The 17,244-nt window shown below is 66.1% G+C and carries 6 protein-coding genes; all 6 read right to left on the minus strand.

Features of this window, described 5'->3' with window-relative positions; all coding sequences use genetic code 11:
- Positions 1-68: 68 nt before the first annotated feature.
- The gene (locus BKG76_RS05590; protein WP_070936900.1) at positions 69-1,346 is read right to left on the minus strand and encodes a citrate synthase; all 1,278 of its coding nucleotides are present in this window, start codon (positions 1,344-1,346) and stop codon (positions 69-71) included.
- Between the two features lie 78 nt (positions 1,347-1,424).
- Positions 1,425-2,204: a DJ-1/PfpI family protein gene (locus BKG76_RS05595; protein ID WP_070936568.1), complete on the minus strand. Its 780-nt coding sequence runs from the start codon at positions 2,202-2,204 to the stop codon at positions 1,425-1,427.
- Positions 2,201-3,178, minus strand: coding sequence for a GlxA family transcriptional regulator (locus tag BKG76_RS05600; protein ID WP_070936569.1), 978 nt, complete (start codon positions 3,176-3,178; stop codon positions 2,201-2,203). Before BKG76_RS05600 ends, BKG76_RS05595 begins: the two co-directional genes overlap by 4 nt.
- A gap of 62 nt (positions 3,179-3,240) precedes the next feature.
- Positions 3,241-4,617, minus strand: coding sequence for a DUF2252 domain-containing protein (locus BKG76_RS05605; RefSeq protein WP_070936570.1), 1,377 nt, complete (start codon positions 4,615-4,617; stop codon positions 3,241-3,243).
- A 9-nt stretch (positions 4,618-4,626) separates the two neighbouring features.
- Positions 4,627-5,880 (minus strand): MFS transporter, encoded by a 1,254-nt coding sequence (locus BKG76_RS05610; RefSeq protein WP_109420582.1) that lies wholly within the window; start codon positions 5,878-5,880, stop codon positions 4,627-4,629.
- A 102-nt stretch (positions 5,881-5,982) separates the two neighbouring features.
- Complete coding sequence (locus tag BKG76_RS05615) at positions 5,983-17,127, minus strand: type I polyketide synthase (RefSeq protein WP_070936572.1); 11,145 nt, start codon at positions 17,125-17,127, stop codon at positions 5,983-5,985.
- Between the last annotated feature and the right edge of the window lie 117 nt (positions 17,128-17,244).

The raw sequence follows: 17,244 nt of genomic DNA on the forward strand, positions 1-17,244 counted from the left end.
GCGATGCAAACTGATTTACATCACACTGTCAGATGTCAGCCGACATGCGGCCGGCAACGATCAGCGGATCAGGGGTACTGACGCTCGCCGTAGCCGGTGTAGATCTGCCGCGGGCGGCCGATCTTGCCGGGCTCCGAATGCATTTCACGCCAGTGCGCGATCCAGCCGGGCAGGCGGCCCAACGCGAACAGCACGGTGAACATGCGTGTCGGGAAGCCGATGGCCCGGTAGATCAGACCGGTGTAGAAGTCGACGTTCGGGTACAGCTTGCGCTCGACGAAGTAATCGTCGGTGAGCGCGGCTTCCTCGAGCGCCTTGGCGATCTCGAGCAGCTGGTCGTCGCCGCCGAGCTTGCCGAGGATCTTGTCGGCCTGTTCCTTACAGATCCGGGCGCGCGGGTCGTAGTTCTTGTAGACGCGGTGCCCGAAGCCCATGAGCTTGACACCGTCTTCACGGTTCTTGACCCGCCGAACGAAGTCATGGGTGTCGCCGCCCTCGGAGCGGATGCGCTCCAGCATCTCCAGCACCGCCTGGTTGGCGCCGCCGTGCAGCGGGCCCCACAGTGCGTTGATGCCGCCGGAAACGGAGGTGAACAGGTTTGCGTCGGAGGAACCGACCAACCGCACCGTCGAGGTGGAGCAGTTCTGCTCGTGATCGGCGTGCAGGATCAGCAGCATGTCGAGGGCCCGCACGATCTCCGGGTCCACCTCGTACGGCTCGGCGGGCAGACCGAAGGTCATCCGCAGGAAGTTCTCGACAAGCGTCAGCGTGTTGTCCGGGTACAGGAACGGCTGCCCCACCGACTTCTTGTAGGCGTAGGCCGCAATCGTCGGCAGCTTCGCCAGCAAGCGGATCGTGGACAGCTCCACCTGTGCGTCGTCATGCGGATCCAGCGAGTCCTGGTAGTAGGCGCTGAGCGCGTTGGCGGCACTGGACAGCACCGGCATGGGGTGCGCGTTGCGCGGGAAACCATCGAAGAATCGCTTCAGGTCCTCGTGCAGCAACGTGTGGCGCTGGATCTTGGTGGTGAAGTCCTCCAGCTGCTGCGGTGTGGGCAGCTCGCCGTAGATGAGCAGGTAGCTCACCTCGATGAAGGTGGACTTGTCGGCCAGCTGCTCGATCGGATAACCGCGATAGCGCAGGATGCCGGCGTCGCCGTCGATGTAGGTGATGGCGCTCTTCGTCGAGGCGGTATTGACGAAGCCCGCATCGAAGGTGGTGTAACCGGTATCAGCCAGCAGCTTGCCCAGCGCGAAGCCATCAGAGCCTTCTGTCGCGCGGACGATGTCCAGCTTGGTTTCGCCTCCGGGGTACTGGAGAGTAGCGAAATCGTTGTTGTCGGCCACAGGCATCCCTTCTGAGGTTCAGCGGCTCCATGAGAACGTTCATAGAGAAGGTAGTCGCTCCCTCTATGCGGCGCCTGGTCAGGGTCGAGATCGCAGACCAAACAGCCGCCGGCCCTCACCCCTGGTGCGCACGGCGTCGAGCGCACGGTCCCAGGCCAGCAGCGCTGCGGAGGCCATCACCGTCGGCCGGAAGGTGTCTTTGGCCAGGGAAGCTGTCGCCCTGGCCTTGGTCACTGCGCTCGCTTTGGACATGTGTCCCGAGTCGAATGGCGGCTGCGGGTCGTACTCGATACTCAGCTGAATTGCCTTGGCCTCTTCCTCCCCCGCGATCTGCCCGGCCAGCCACAGGCCCAGATCGATACCCGCGGACACCCCGGCCGCCGTGACCACGCCCGCATGACCGGTGCGCACGATGCGCTCGTCACCGACCGGAGTGGCCCCGAACGCCTTGAGCGCTGGCAATGTCGACCAGTGCGAGGTGGCCCGTTGCCCTTCGAGCAGACCGGCCGCCGCCAGCACCAGCGAACCGCTGCACACCGAGGTGGTCCAGGTTGCCGTGGGATGCACCCGGCGCAACCACTCCAGCAGTTCTTCATCGCGCGCGGCCATCGTCGTTCCCGGCCCTCCAGGCACCAGGACCACGTCGGGTGCGGGCGTCTCGTCGAACGAATGCGTGGCACCGATGACGAGCACGCCCGAATCGGCGGTGACAGGCCCCGGTTTGTGCCACACGAACCGGACCTCGGCACCGGGCATGAAACGCAAGACCTCATACGGGCCGATGAAATCCAGCGCGGTGAAATCCGGGTACAGCACGATTGCGATCTGTGTCACGCGGGAAGTCTTGTGTGAAGTCATAGGGAAACCCTTTCGGTCCGTTGGAAGGTCTTGCGGTACTGGTCGGGCGATACGCCCATGCGTCGAACGAAGTTGCGGCGCAAGGATTCCGCCGATCCAAATCCGCAGCGGTCAGCGATCACCACCATGGTGTCGTCGGTCTCCTCGAGCTGGCGGCGCGCGGCCTCGGACCGGATGCGCTCCACATAGGCCGATGGCGCCTCGCCAACCTCCGCGGTGAAAACCCGGGTGAAATGCCGCGGGCTCATCGCGGCAAGCCGGGCCAGCTCGGGCACTCGGTGCGACCCACCGGGCGCCGCCTCGATGGCCTCCTGCACGTCCCGGATCGGCATCCGTTTGGCCCGCGGCATCCACACCGGTGCCGCGAATTGCGACTGTCCACCGGGGCGGCGCAGATACAGGACAAGCACGCGTGCCACGGCCTGCGCCACATCCGCGCCGTAGTCGTCCTCAACCAATGCCAGCGCCAGGTCGATACCCGCGGTGACACCCGCCGCCGTCCACACCTTCTCCGAGCTGCGCAGGAAAATCGGGTCGGGATCCACAGTGATGCTTGGGAACTCGGCCGCGAGCGTCTCGGCCATCGCCCAATGTGTGGTCGCCCGGCATCCATCGAGCAAGCCGGCCTCGGCGGCCAGGAACGCGCCGTTGCATACGCTCACCACCCGTCGCGCGGACCGTGCGGTGGCGCGAATCCACGCCACGAGAGCAGCGTCTCGCTGCGCGGCCGGGACTCCGCCGCCGCCGGGTAGCAGCAAGGTGTCGCATCCCGCAGAGGCGTCCGGCAGTGGACCGGTGATCAATCCGAGCCCCGAGCCGGTACGGACCGGTGCGCCCCCGGCCGACACCAGGGATATCTCGTAACCGGGTTTCCCGGTCACGAAGTCCGACGCGTGCGCGAACACCTCGTAGGGCCCCACCAGATCGAGGGCCTGGACTCCCGGAAATCCCAGGATCACCACCGAGCGCGTCACATCTCTCAGTGTTCGCCCGCTGGGCAATGGCGTCCAGGTCGGGTATCCCACAAATTAGGACATCAGGGTTTCGGCAGCCACTCCTCATCGGTGGCCGCGAGCAGTCGCTCGTGATCGACGCGGTTGCGCCGCGCGTAGGCCTCGGCGAAATCGGCGAACGCCGTATCCGCGGCATTGGGATCCGATCCCGCGCCGAGGTACCCGGCCACCACTCCCGGCACACCCGATTGGGCGTGAGCACGCGCCAGCGCGATCGCACACAACGACCCGTAGAGCAGAAGGTCGTCAGGGTCGGTCAGGCTGCCGATATCCACCGAGCCCTTCATGTCACGGAACTGTCGGACGTAGAAACTGCCGCGCGTCTGCGAGGACACGTAGCCGAGAAAGGGATCACCGCTGGCCTGCATGATGCGCTGACCGGCCACCACCCGGCGCCCGGGCTCCAGCTTCAGCTCCTGCGGGAAGTAGGCCTCGACCACCGAGGCAGACGCCTCCTTGAGCTGCAGAAACAGCGGACCGCCGTCGGCATCGGTGAGTAACGCCAGATAGCAACGGGTGCCCACACTTCCCACGCCGACCACCCGCACCACGGCGTCCTCGAACTGATGGCAGGCCAGCACCGACACCACGTCCTCGGGGACCGAGCCGAAGTAATCGCCGACCATGGCGGCGGCCTCCGACAGGCCCACCTCCGGCACGTGCACCGCGATGTCCTCCTGCTCGACGATCCGGTAGTGGCCGTCGACGGTGGTGAAGGTCAGCTTCTTCAGCGCCCGTCGCGATGTGTTCTTGGTGGCCTTCGACACCGTCTCGGCGGCCAGCCGCGACGCACTCTTGGACAGTCGCGCGGCCAGCTCCATCACCTCGTCGGCTGTCGTCTTGAGATAGAAGCGCTCAAGGGTCGACATCTGCGCCAGCTCATTCATGCGGTTGCGGTACGCCGTCGCGGTCTTGAGGGCCGCCGAACGCACCACGTCCTTCGACATTCCGAGGTCATCGCCGAGGATCGCCACACTGGTCACCAGACGTTTGACATCCCACTCCCACGGACCGACAGCCGTCTCGTCGAAGTCGTTCACGTCGAACAACAGCAAACGGTCACGTGCGGCGAAGAGCCCGAAGTTGGATATGTGCGCGTCACCGCAGATCTGGATGTGGACGCCGGTGGTCGCCATGTGCGCCAAATCGGCCGCCATCACCGCGGCAGCCCCGCGATAGAACGCGAACGGCGACTCGGACATGCGTTGCCGCCGTACCGGCACCAGGGAGGCGATCCTGGATCGGTTCTGTGCGGCGAGCACCGCGATCGGATCTCGCTGCGGCCCGTCCGGAAGTTCCGCGAGGGTGCGACGTGGCATGCGCTCACGCAGTCCGCGACCGACAGCAAGCTGCTGTTCCCGCGGAAACCGTCGGAGGTCCTCGACCGTCGGGGTATCCATGGGATGAATCTATTGCGGGTCGAGCTGCGCTTCAGAGGAAGTCCGGAACCGCACGAACACCGGCACCAGCAGCGCCGCGATCATCACCCCGACCACCACCAGGGCGCCACCACCGGCGGCGGCCACGGTCGTCCCTACGGCAGCTGCGGCCGCACCGTGCGCGAAGTCCGCCACCCGAGGTCCCCCGGCCACCACCACCGTGAACACACCCTGAAGCCTGCCGCGCACATCGTCGGTCGCTACCGATTGCAGGATCGTCGTGCGGAAGGCGGCCGAGACCATGTCCGCGATGCCACCGATCACCAGGAAAAGCAACGACAGCCACAGCAGCGGCGCGTGCGCGGTGAGACCGAAACCCACCATCGCCAACCCCCACACCACGATGCTGACCACCACCGCGAAGCCCTGACGATCGATCCGCTGGAACCAGCCGGAGAACACCCCGCCGATCACCGCACCCACCGATATCGCCGCCGACAACAACGCGATCACAGTGCCCCCGTCGGGGGGATCGCCGAACCCCTCGTGCGCGATCTGCGGGAACAGGATGCGTGGCATCCCGAAGATCATGGCGATCAGATCCACCACAAACGACATCAGCACGATTTTGTGCCCGGCCAGATACCGGAAGCCCTCCAGCACGTCCTGAAGGCCGGAGGCGTTGGCGCGCAGATCCTTTGACACACCCGTCGGCGGCATCTTGTGCAGCCGTATCGTCGCCCAGATCGGCGCCACGCAGGCGATCGCGTCGATCAGGTACAGCGTCGACAGGTCCACCCACTTGAGCAGCACCCCCGCCAGCAGCGGCCCGGCGATGAAGCCGAACTGCTGCACCGTCATATTGAGCGCATTCGCCGCCGGCAGCTGATCGAGCGGAAGCATGCGCGGAATCGCCGCGGCACGGGTCGGCGAATTGACCGCGAAAAACCCCTGCTGCACCGACAGCAGGCACAACACCACCCACACGTTGTTGACCGACAACGCGGCCTGCAGCCACAGCAGCACCGAGGAGACACCCAGCCCGGTCGCGGTGATGATCAGCAGGGTCCGCCGATCCATCCGGTCGGCAAGCGCGCCGCCCCACAGGCCGAAGATCACCAACGGCACCAGTCCGAAAACACCCGTCAGTCCGACGTATGCCGAGCTCTGGGTGAGCGCGTAGATCTGCACGGGCACCGCGAAAAGGGTCAGCCCCGCACCGATGACCGTGACCACTCCGGCCAGCCAGAGACGCCGGAAATCAGCATTCCGGAGAGGTGTGATGTCTGCGAAAAAACGTCTCAGACCGCACCCGCTCCACTCGTTACCGGCTTGTCAGGCACCCGCGGTGCCCCGGGTAGCTAACTTACCCGGGGCACCGCCGGTTCACGCCTTCGCCTCGGATACTGCGTCAGATGACGCGGGTGTCGCATCCGGCGCAACCTCGGCCGACTCAGCCTCGGCGGACTCCGCAGCGGGTTGTGCCTCCTGCGGCGCCGCCTCGGATTCCGCGTCGGGCAGCTGACCCACGAGGTACTCGGCGAGCCCTCCGATGGTCGGGTAGTCGAACACCGCCGTCGCGTTGATGGTGAACTTGCCGCCGAACTGGCTGTGCAGACGGTTGCGCAGTTCGATCGCCATCAGCGAGTCCGTGCCCAGATCCAGGAACCGACTCGTCGCGGCCGGCGGCTGCGCCAGGCGCAGGAAGTTCTGCACCTCACGCTGAAGGAACTCGGTCACGAAACCCGCCCGCTGCGGCACCGGGATCTCCATCAGCTGCTTGAGCAGCTCGCTGTCGCCGGTCACCTCTCCGACGGCACTCGGCAACACCAAGTCCAGGATCGGCGGACGAGAACTGCCAAGCACCTTGGCGGCCCGCTGCCAGTTCGCCTTGAGAATGGTGGCCTGACCGGTTCCGTTGGCGATCACCTCGGCAAGTGCCGCGAGCGCCGCCGACGGATCCAGCGGAATCAGACCCTGCGCGCTGATGTTCGCGGTCGCCGCCTCCGAGGAGGCCATGCCGCCCTGACCCCAGGGACCGAAGTTGATACCCGTGGCCGGCAGACCTTGCGCCCGTCGCTGCGCGATGAGGCCGTCGAGCAGCGCATTGGCGGTCGCGTAGTTGGACTGGCCGGGTGAACCGAACAGGCTGGACACCGAGGAGGAGACGATAAAGAAGTCCAGCTCGTCGTCCTTGGTCAACCGGTCCAGATACTCGGCACCGAAGGCCTTGGGCGCCAACGTCGTCCGGAACCGCTCCACACTCTGCTGACCGAGCAGCGCATCATCGAGTACACCGGCCAAATGCGCGACACCGGCCAGCGGTGGCAGCTCGGCGCGGATCCGCTCCAGGAGCGCGGCAACCTCGGACTCCTCACCGACATCGGCGGTGAAGACGTGGATGCGGGTCTTGGAACGCTCGGTGATCTCCTCGATCACCCGCTGCGCGTCGGTATCTGGCGCGCGCCTGCTGGTCAACACGATGTCACCGGCACCGAGCTGAGCCAGATAGCCCGCCGTGTGCAGACCGATCGCACCGAGACCACCGGTGATCAGGTAGGTCCGATCCGGCCGCGGTGCAAGCGGATTCGGCATCTGGCAGACGATCTTGCCGATATGCCGGGCCTGCTGCATGCGCCGGAACGCCGCTCTGGCCTCCGTTAGCGGGTAGATCTCGGCGGGCAGTGGTGTCCACTCCCCCTTGGCCAGCCCCTCCGACACCTCGGTGAGCAAGGTGCGGATGCGGTCGGGCTCTTGGAACATCACCGTGTCCAACGCGACGATCTCGTAGTCGATATCGGGTCGAGCCTGCGCCATCTGCTCCGCAGTCCAGATATCGCGCTTGGCGATCTCGGCGAAACGGCCGTTCTTGCCGGTGGCTCGCAGCGTTGCCTCGATGAAGCCCTCACTGGTCAGGCTGTTGAGCACCACGTCCACACCGGCACCGTCGGTGTCCGCCAGGATCTGATCGGCGAAATCGGTTGTGCGCGAGTCATAGACGTACTTGACACCGAGCTTGCGCAGGGTCGCCCGCTTGAAGGTACTGGCCGTGGCGAACACCTCGGCCCCGAACTGTTGGGCCATCTGGATGGCCGCCAGCCCGACACCACCGCTGGCAGCGTGGATCAGCACCTTGTCACCCGGCTTGAGCTGCGCCCAGTCGAATGACAGCCGCACCGTCAGCGCGGCGGCGGGAATCGTGGCGGCCTCGACCCCACTGATCCCGTCAGGAATCGGTGCCAGGAACTGAGCCGGCACATTGAACCGGCTGCCAAAGGCACCCTGCATCGAGCCGTAAACCCGCTGGCCCACTTCGACTCCGGTGGCACCCTCGCCCAATTGCGTGACGATACCGGCGAAGTCACCACCGATCGGTCCGGGGTCACCCGGGTACAGACCCAGCACGTTGAGCACGTCGCGGAAGTTGAGGCCCGCAGCCTCCACCCGCACCTGCACGTAGCCCTCGTCCGGCGCCGGGACCTCCTTTTCGGTGATCCGCAGGTTGTCGATGGCACCGCGTTCGGTGGGCGCCAGCACGTAATCGCTACCGCGTGGCACCGTCAGATGCCCGGTGCGCGACCACGGCAGCAATCGGGAAGCCAGCAGCTTGCCCTGCCGCACAGCGATTTCCGGCTCTGCCGGCTCGTGTCCGGGAGTGACCAACAGATTCACCAGCGCCTGCACGGCCTCGGGTGAGCCGTCACCATCGACGAGCCTGGCGCGCAGCGCCGGTTCCTCGTTGATCGTCGTGCGCCCGAATCCCCACAGCGACGCCTGCACCGGATCGACCGGCTCACCGGACTCGGTGGCCACGGCCCGCTCGGTGACGATCCAGAGACCATCCGGGAGCTTCACACCGTTTTGGGAACCGTTCTGCACCGTGTGCACGGCACTGAGCAGGTTGGCGATCTCCGTTTCGAGGCGAGCGGCGGCATCGGCCGTCGACTCCTGCGCACTCGGTCCGGCCGCGCGCCAGACGACACCGGAGAACGGCACACCGCGCCCCTTGGCCTGCTCCAGCACCTGCCCGAGCAGCTCCGAATCGGTCGTGCGGTCAAACGGGATGCAGCCCGGCACCTTGGCGGCAAGCTCGTCGAACCCGGCGATCAGCCAGGTGCCGCTTGCCTCTGCGGCTTGCTCCTCCGAAGGCGGAACCGGAACCTCATGCCAGCCAAGGGTGTACAGCAGACGCGTGGCATCGCCACCGAGCCCGCGCAGCAGCGCCTCGCGCGGCGCACGCTTGACGGTGAACTCGCGAATCCCGCCCAGGTGACGGCCATCGCGATCCAGGTAATCCAGATCGAAGACTTGCGTCTCGCTGTCCAGTGGGCTCTCGTGCCAGCGTGCCCGGCAGTAGAAGCGCCGAGGCATCTTCTCCTTCAACGTCACCTGTCCGTACCGCAGCGGCAGGTACAGATCGTTGACTCCCTGCTCGGCGGCGAGCAGGGCGGGGAATGCCGGGAAGGCGACACCGGTGCACAGGTCCATCAGGACCGGGTGCATCGGCTCGGAACCCAGCTGCTCGGCGAGCTCTTCGCCGACGAGGACATCGCCGATCGCCTCGCCCTCACCGAGCCACAACGACTTCAGAGAACCGGACCAGGTTGGGCCCCAAGCCAATTCCAGATCGGCAAAGATCTCGAAGAGCTCCATCGGACGCATGCGTTCCATGCGCTCGATGGCCGCATCAACCGGCTCTACCGGCTCAGCAGTCTCAGACGTCGGCTCTGCGTCTTCACCGATCCCGGTGACGACGGTGCCTTCGGCGTTCAGCGACCAGTCGACGTCGCGTTCACCGTAGGGACGGCTGTGCACCTGGAATTTGGACCCGCTGCCATCCTCCAGCGGATGCAGTGTCAACTGCACCTCGCGAGAGCTCTTCTCCGGCAAGATGATCGGCTCGTAGAAGAACACATCCTTGGCCCGTGCCGGAGTGCCGACCGCGGCCAGGGCCATCGCGGCATACGTCGCGCCGGGGACGACGACGGTGCCGTAGATGACGTGGTCGGACAGCCACGGCTGCGACCTGACCGACAACCGGCTGATGTACACGGAATCGCCGGACGCGAGGTCCTCGCCTCTGCCGAGGATGCCCGCGGACAAGCCGCCCCCGCCTTCGATGGCGGAACCGGACGACTTCGGCCAGAAGCGGCGGCGCTGGAACGGATAGGTCGGCAATTCCAGCGTGCGGCGGGGCCGATGTTGCAGCGCGGCGAAATTCGGCCGATGGCCGCCGACATATGCCGACCCAAGCGCTTCGGCGATCTGACGGCGGTCGTCAACACCCTTGCGCAGCGACACAATCGCCCGCGGCGCGGCCAGGTGTTCCGGCCAGACCTGCACCGCGGCACCGGTCAGCACCGGCTGCGGGCCGATCTCCATCAACACCGAGCATCCCAGCGCGGCGACGGTGCGCACGCTTTCGGCGAACTGCACCGGCTGGCGCGAATGCCGACGCCAGTACTGAGCGTCGATCGGGGTCTGCGCCGTCAGCACCGCACCTGTGCGGTTGCACACCAGCGGCAGCGTCGGGGTGGCGAACTGCACCTGCCCCGCGTACGACTCGAATTCGTCGAGGACCGGGTCCAACAACTCCGAGTGGAAGGCGTGGCTGGTCTCCAGCCACGTGCAGCGGATCCCCTCCTCCTGGAATCGGGCGACCGCCTGCTCCAGGTCCTCGCCCGGGCCCGAGAGCACGGTGTTCGGTCCGTTGTAGGCACCGACCGACACGTGCGGGAACTCGCCGGCGACCTGCTCGACGTGCTTGGCGTCGCTGAACACCGCCACCATGCGACCACCCGCGGGCAGACTGCCGAACAACCGGCCGCGCTCGGCCATCAATCGCGCGCCGTCCTCGAGGCTGAACACTCCGGCCACGCATGCGGCCGCGTACTGGCCGACGCTGTGCCCCAGCACCACATCGGGCTCGATGCCCCATGATTGCCACAGCCGGGCCAGGCCCATCTCGACGGCGAAGATCGCGGGCTGCGCGAACGACGTGTGCCGCAACACCTTCCCCGCTTCGCCGCCGGTCTCGCGATCGGTGGCGAACATGACCTCGAGCAGCGGACGGTCCACGATGTCCTTGACTGCTTCCGCGCACCGCGTCACGGTCTCGGCGAAAACCGGTTCTGCGTCGAACAACTCACGCGCCATACCGGGGTATTGACTGCCTTGCCCGGTGAACAGCCATGCGGTTGTCGGGTGGTTCGTGTGCTCACCACGAACGACACCCGGGCGCAGACGGTTCTGGACCAGCTCGGCCAGCCCCTCACGCGCGGCCTGTACCGAATCCACGACCAGCGCGGCGCGATGTTCGAAGTGCGACCGACCGCGTCCGGCGGTAAGGCAGACATCGGCGAGGTCGACATCCGGATTGGCCGTCAGCCAGGACTCGTAACGCTGCGCCACCGCCAGCAGTGCCTCCGGTGACCGTGCGGACAGCGGGAGCACGCCCACCTGGGCGGCCTGAGATTCCGGCACGTCCGTGGTGCCGGCGTCACCCTCGAGCAACGCTGCCTGCGGCTGCGGTGCCTCCTCGATAAGTACGTGCGCGTTGGTACCGGTGAATCCGAAGGAACTCACCCCGGCGCGCCGCGGCCTGCCGGCCGCTTCCCACGGAATCGCCTTGTCCACCACCCGCACGGGCAGCGACTCCCACGGGATGTGCGGCGACGGATTATCGAAGTGCAGGCTCTGCGGCAGCACCCCGTTCTGCAGTGACAGCACCACCTTGATGAGACCTGCTGCACCGGAGGCCGATTCGGTGTGACCGATATTGGATTTCACCGAGCCCATCAGCAGCGGCCGGTCCGCATCACGCGAACCGCCATAGGCTGCCGCGGCCGCCTGCACCTCAATCGGATCACCCAGCGGGGTGCCTGTTCCATGCGCCTCGAGGTAGTCGACATCGCCGCCAACCAGACCGGCACGCGCCAACACGGTACCGATGAGCCGTTGCTGCGCACCACCATTGGGAACGGTCAACCCACTGGAGGCACCGTCCTGGTTCACCGCGCTGCCAGGAATCACCGCGAGGACCCGGTCGCCATCGCGCTCGGCATCACTCAATCGCTTGAGCACCAGAATTCCGCAGCCTTCGCTACGCACGTAGCCGTCGGCGGAGGAGTCAAAGGTCTTGCAGCGCCCGACGGGCGACAACATCCTGGCGCGTGAAGCGGCGATGGTCGTCACCGGACTCAGCAGCACGTTCACACCGCCGGCCAGCGCCAAATCGCAATCACCGGAATGCAGGGCCTGGACGGCCTGATGCACGGCCACCAACGCCGAGCTGCACGCGGTATCGACCGCGACCGCCGGTCCCTCGAATCCCATCGCGAAGGCAACGCGCCCGGAGATCGCGTTGAGTGCGTTGCCGGTGATGAAGTAGGGCTCGATCTTGTCGATCGATTCCGACGAGAGCAGGTGAGCGTATTCGTTGGCGCCCACCCCGGCGAAGATGCCGGTTCGGCTGCCGCGCAATGCGGCCGGCGCGTATCCGGCTCTTTCCAGGCCCTCCCATACGGTTTCGAGCATCAGTCGCTGCTGCGGCTCGATCCAGACGGCTTCACGTGGGGAGATGCCGAAGAACTCCGGATCGAATCCGTCGATGCCGTCCAGGAATCCGCCGAAACGCGTGTACGTCTTACCGGCGACCTCCGGATCCGGGTCGTAGAACTCGTCGATATCGAAGCGGTCCTCGGGGACTTCCCTGATCACATCGACGCCGCCGGACAGCACCTCCCAGAAGGCCTCCGGATCGGGTGCACCGGGGAACCGGCACGACACCGCGACGATCGCGATCGGCTCGTCGGTACGTGTTGTCGCTGCCGTCCGTTGCGGCGCCGACTTGGCCTGCTCATTGAGGCCGAGCACGTCACCGAGCAGATAGTCGGCAACATCGGAGATGCGGGGATGATCCATCACCAGGGTGACCGGAATCTCCTTGCCCACACCCTGTTCCATGCGACGCCGCAGTTCGACGGCCATCAGCGAATCCATGCCGAGGTCGAAGAATCCCGCGTCCTCGCGGATCTCGGACACGTCCACGCGAGTCACCTCGGCGACCGAGTCACGCAAGTAGTCGGTCAGCAGCTTCTTGCGCTGCTGAACGGGAGCGTTCGTGAGTCGCTCGACCAACTGCGTCGTGCCCGACTGCGTACCCGTGGCCAACGCAGCGAGATGCGAAGGTACCTCGCGCTCCAATTCGGCCAGGAATGCTCGCCTCCCCGCCTGCTGGTAGAGCGGCAGGAAGCGGGCCCAGTCGATACGCGCAACGACACCCTGTGCCCCACCGTTCGATGAAGAAGCCGCCACGATGTCGGCCAGACCGGCCAGTGCATCGGCAGGCGACAACGTCTTAATCCCGCGCTGCTCCAGTCGCGCACGGGATTCCGCGTCGGCCATGCCCGCCGACCAGGGACCGAAGTTGACGCTGGTTCCGGCGATACCCTGCTCGCGCAGACGCCAGGCCAGCCCGTCGAGGAAGGCATTCGCCGCGCTGTAGGCCGTCTGACCGTAACCACCCCACACCGAGGCGATGGAGGAGGTGTTGATGAAGAAGTCAAGCTTCAGGCCAGCCGCGGCTTCACTCAAATGCCAAGCGCCCCAAACCTTACCGGCGAAGACGCGGTCCAGTTCGGCTTGCTGAGATGGACCATCGAGGTCGCTCAGCGGGGTGGTGCCGATCTCGCCCGCAGCGTGAACGATGCCCGCCAATGGCGGCAGCTCGGCCTGCACACCCGCCAACAGACGTGCGACATCGTGCGCGTCGGCGACATCGGCGGTGACGACCCGGACATCGCAGCCGTGCTGGGCGCCGAGGGCGTCGATGCGCTGCTGCGTGGACTCACTGGGCTCGCGCCGGCTCGTCAGCACCAGATGCTTGGCACCACGACCGGCCAGGTACCCGGCGATCTCAAGCCCGATAGAGCCCAGCCCGCCGGTTACCAAATATGTTGCATCGCTGCGCACTTCCAGCGGCTTGCCGCTTGGCGCTTCCTCCCGCCGAACCAGTCGGGGAACGTAGACCCCTTGACCGCGCAGTGCGATCTGGTCATCCCTGGCGGCCGCGTCGCCCGATACGGAGACCCGGCTGATGAACTGCGACCATTCGTCGGCACTGGCATCGGACAGGTCGGCGAGTCCGCCCCATACCTGCGGAAGTTCCAGTGCCGCAGCGCGACCGAATCCCCACAGCGCAGTCTGCTCCGGGGCCACGGTGTCCGTGTCGGTGGTGCGCTGCGCACCCTGGGTAACCACCCAGATGGGCGCGCGCAGTTCCGCGGCGGCCGCGGCGCGGAAGAGCCGCCGTGTTCCGTTCAGAATCTGGTGCTGGATCCGCAGCAAGGACTGCGTCGAAGAACTTGCCTTGCCGCCATCCAGGGCCGCGACGTGCACGATGCGTAGCGTCTGCCCCTGCTCCGAGGCACCCGATGCCGCCGCGCGCAGCGCCTCCACCAGCTGCGCCTCGTCGGCTTCCGATACCGGCAATGCGAGGGTCTGGTGCTGCTGTCCGCGCGCGCTCAGCAGGTCGGCCAACGGCTGAGCCGCGCCCGCCGCATCGCCGACCAGGAGCCAGGTGACGCTGCCGGACGCTTCCGAACCGGACAGCGGTGTCGGTGACTTCTCCCAACGGAATTGGTAGCGGTCGTCCGCGATGGACTGAGTATTCCGTTGCTGGTTATGTTGTGCCGCAAGCTTTGTCAGCACAGTCAGGGTCTGCTGATCGCCACCGGCTCCGCCGAGTAGGTTCGCGAGTTCCTCGATCTTTCCGTCCTCGAGCAGTCGGACGGCTTGGGTGCGCGGACCGCTGGTGTTCTGTTGCTGATTGGGGCTATCCCGATTGTCGCGATACCAGTACTGGCGGTGCTCGAACGGATAGGTGGGTAGGTCGAGCTTTTGTGCGCGCCCATGCTGGAAGGCGCCGAATTTGGGCAGATGTCCCAACACGTACGCGTCGGCGGCAGCCTCGGTGATCTGCCGGTGGTCCGCGGTGTTCCGGCGCAAGGACGCGATCGCTCGCGGAGCGGTGGCCGGGTCCGGCCATGCGCGCAGGGCTGCGGCGGTGAGCACCGGCTGCGGGCCGATCTCGAGCAGCACCTTGCAGTTCATCTCGGCCAGCGTGCGCACGCTCTTGGCAAATTCCACCGGCTGACGCGCGTGGCGACGCCAGTAGGCGCCATCGAGTTTCACGCTTCTGCCGAGCGCGGTGCCGGTCCGATTGTCGATCAGAATCCGTTGCGGGGTCTTGTAATTGAACTGACTCGCGTAGGACTCGAACTCGTCCAGGATCGGGTCCAGCAGTGCCGAGTGGAACGCGTGACTGGTCTCCAGGAAATCGCAGCGGATACCGTCGGCCACCAGGCGCGCTACCGCCTTCTCCAAATCCTGTGCAGGACCTGACAATACGGTGTTAGCACCGTTGTAGGCAGCTACCGACAGACTGGGAAACTCGTCCGTCAGGCTCTCGGCGCGTACGGCGTCGGTGAACACCGCGGCCATCCGGCCACCCGCAGGCAGGCTGCCGAACAGTCGGCCGCGTTCGGCGATCAGCCGCGCGCCGTCCTCGAGACTGAACACGTCCGCAACACAGGCCGCCGAATACTGCCCGACGCTGTGCCCCAGCACTACGTCGGGCTCGAATCCCCACGACTGCCAGAGTCGGGCCAGACCCATCTCCACGGCGAACAAGGCGGGCTGGGCGTAGGACGTCTGCCGCAACGTCTCTTCGGCCTCGGGACCATCCGTATCGAAAATAACATCCAGCAAAGGCTTTTCGAGAACATCGGCCACGGCAGCGGCGCACCGATCCACAGTTTCAGCGAATACGGGCTCGGTGTCGTACAACTCTCGGGCCATGCCCGGGTACTGGCTGCCCTGACCGGTGAACAGCCAGGCCGTCTTCGGCGTGTCATGCGATTCTCCACGCCCCAACCCGGGCGCGGGGCGATCGTCTGCGACGGCACCGAGCAGCTCGACGGCGGCTTCGCGCGAGTTCACCACCAACGCGGCGCGGTGCTCCAAGTGCGCTCGTCCCACTCCGGCGGTGAGGCACAGATCGGCCAACGTGGCCTCGGGGTGCTCGCTCAACCAGTTGCGGTATCGATCAGCGATCTGCACCAACGCCGCGGGCGTACGTGCCGACAGCGGCAAAATGCTGTATTTCCGGCCGCCGGTGACGGCGGGCGCATCGACAGATTCCGGAGTCGCGACCGGAGCTTCTTCCAGGATGACGTGCGCGTTGGTGCCGGCGAATCCGAACGAGCTGACGCCCGCGATACGTGGCCGCCCGTTACGTTCCCAGGGAGTGGCCTCCTTGACGATCTCCACCGGCAGCCGGTCCCACGGGATGTGCGGCGACGGGTTCTCGAAGTTGCGGTGTTGCGGCAGTAGCTCGTTCTCGAGCGACAGGATGACCTTGATGACACCCGCGATACCCGCGGCCGCCTCCAGATGGCCGATGTTCGTCTTCGCCGAACCGATCAACAGCGGATCGTTCGCCTCGCGGCCGATACCGTATGCCGCGCCGGCGGCCTGCGCTTCGATCGGGTCACCCAGCGATGTCCCCGTGCCGTGCGCCTCCAGGTATCCGACCTCGCTTGGTGTGACACCCGCACGCTTGAGCGCATCGGCGATAACACGCTGCTGAGCAATGCCGTTGGGCACCGTCAATCCGCCCGATGCGCCGTCTTGGTTGATCGCGCTGCCCCGGATGACGGCACGGATCCGATCGCCGTCACGGACGGCATCCTCAAGTCGCTTGATGACGATGACGCCGGAACCCTCGCCGCGTACGTAGCCATCGGCTGCCGCGTCGAAGGTCTTGCACTTGCCGTCGGGCGCGAGCATGTGCGCGTGCGAGAAGGTGATCATTGTTGCCGGTGTCAGCAGGACATTCGCCCCACCTGCCAGTGCGAGATCGCACTCGCCGAGTTGAAGTGCTTGGCACGCTTGATGAATTGCTACCAGCGACGAGCTGCACGCCGTATCGACGGCAACCGACGGACCCTGCAACCCCAGCCGGTAGCTGATCCGGCCGGCCGCCGCGGCATTCGATGTACCGATGGCCATGTAGGCCTCGATCTCGGGATACGTCAGCTCGTCGGACGCCATCCCAAGGTAGTCGTGAGTAGCCAGGCCGACGAATACACCGCTATTAGTCTCAGCCAAATCCGTTGGGGCGATTCCGGAATGCTCTACCGCGCGCCATGCGGTCTCCAGCAAAAGCCGGTGCTGCGGATCCATCAGCCTGACCTCGCGCGTCGACATACCGAAGAACGGCGCGTCAAATCCCGTCACATCGTCGACGAACCCGGCGCGCCGAGTGACGACCTTGCCGGGAGCGCCAGGTTCCGGGTCGAAGAATTCGTCGGCATCCCATCGGTCGGCGGGCACTTCGGATATCGCATCGCGGCCCTCTCGCAACACATCCCAGAACGCGCCTGCGTCTTCGGCCCCGGGAAAACGCGCCGCATACCCGATAATGGCAAAGCGCGGGGTTGACTCGTTCGGGATTTCAGCGGACTGCATGCTGTGGCCTCCTTGCGTCGGCGGGTGAGAGAATGGTGCGCGACGTCTTCGGACGAGAATGTGACTCGGGACATCGACGGGTGCGAACGCGACTCTAGCCGAACAAGTATCGTGCGC

Origin of the sequence: Mycobacteroides franklinii (assembly GCF_001853795.1) — a bacterium.
Classification (GTDB): domain Bacteria; phylum Actinomycetota; class Actinomycetes; order Mycobacteriales; family Mycobacteriaceae; genus Mycobacterium; species Mycobacterium franklinii.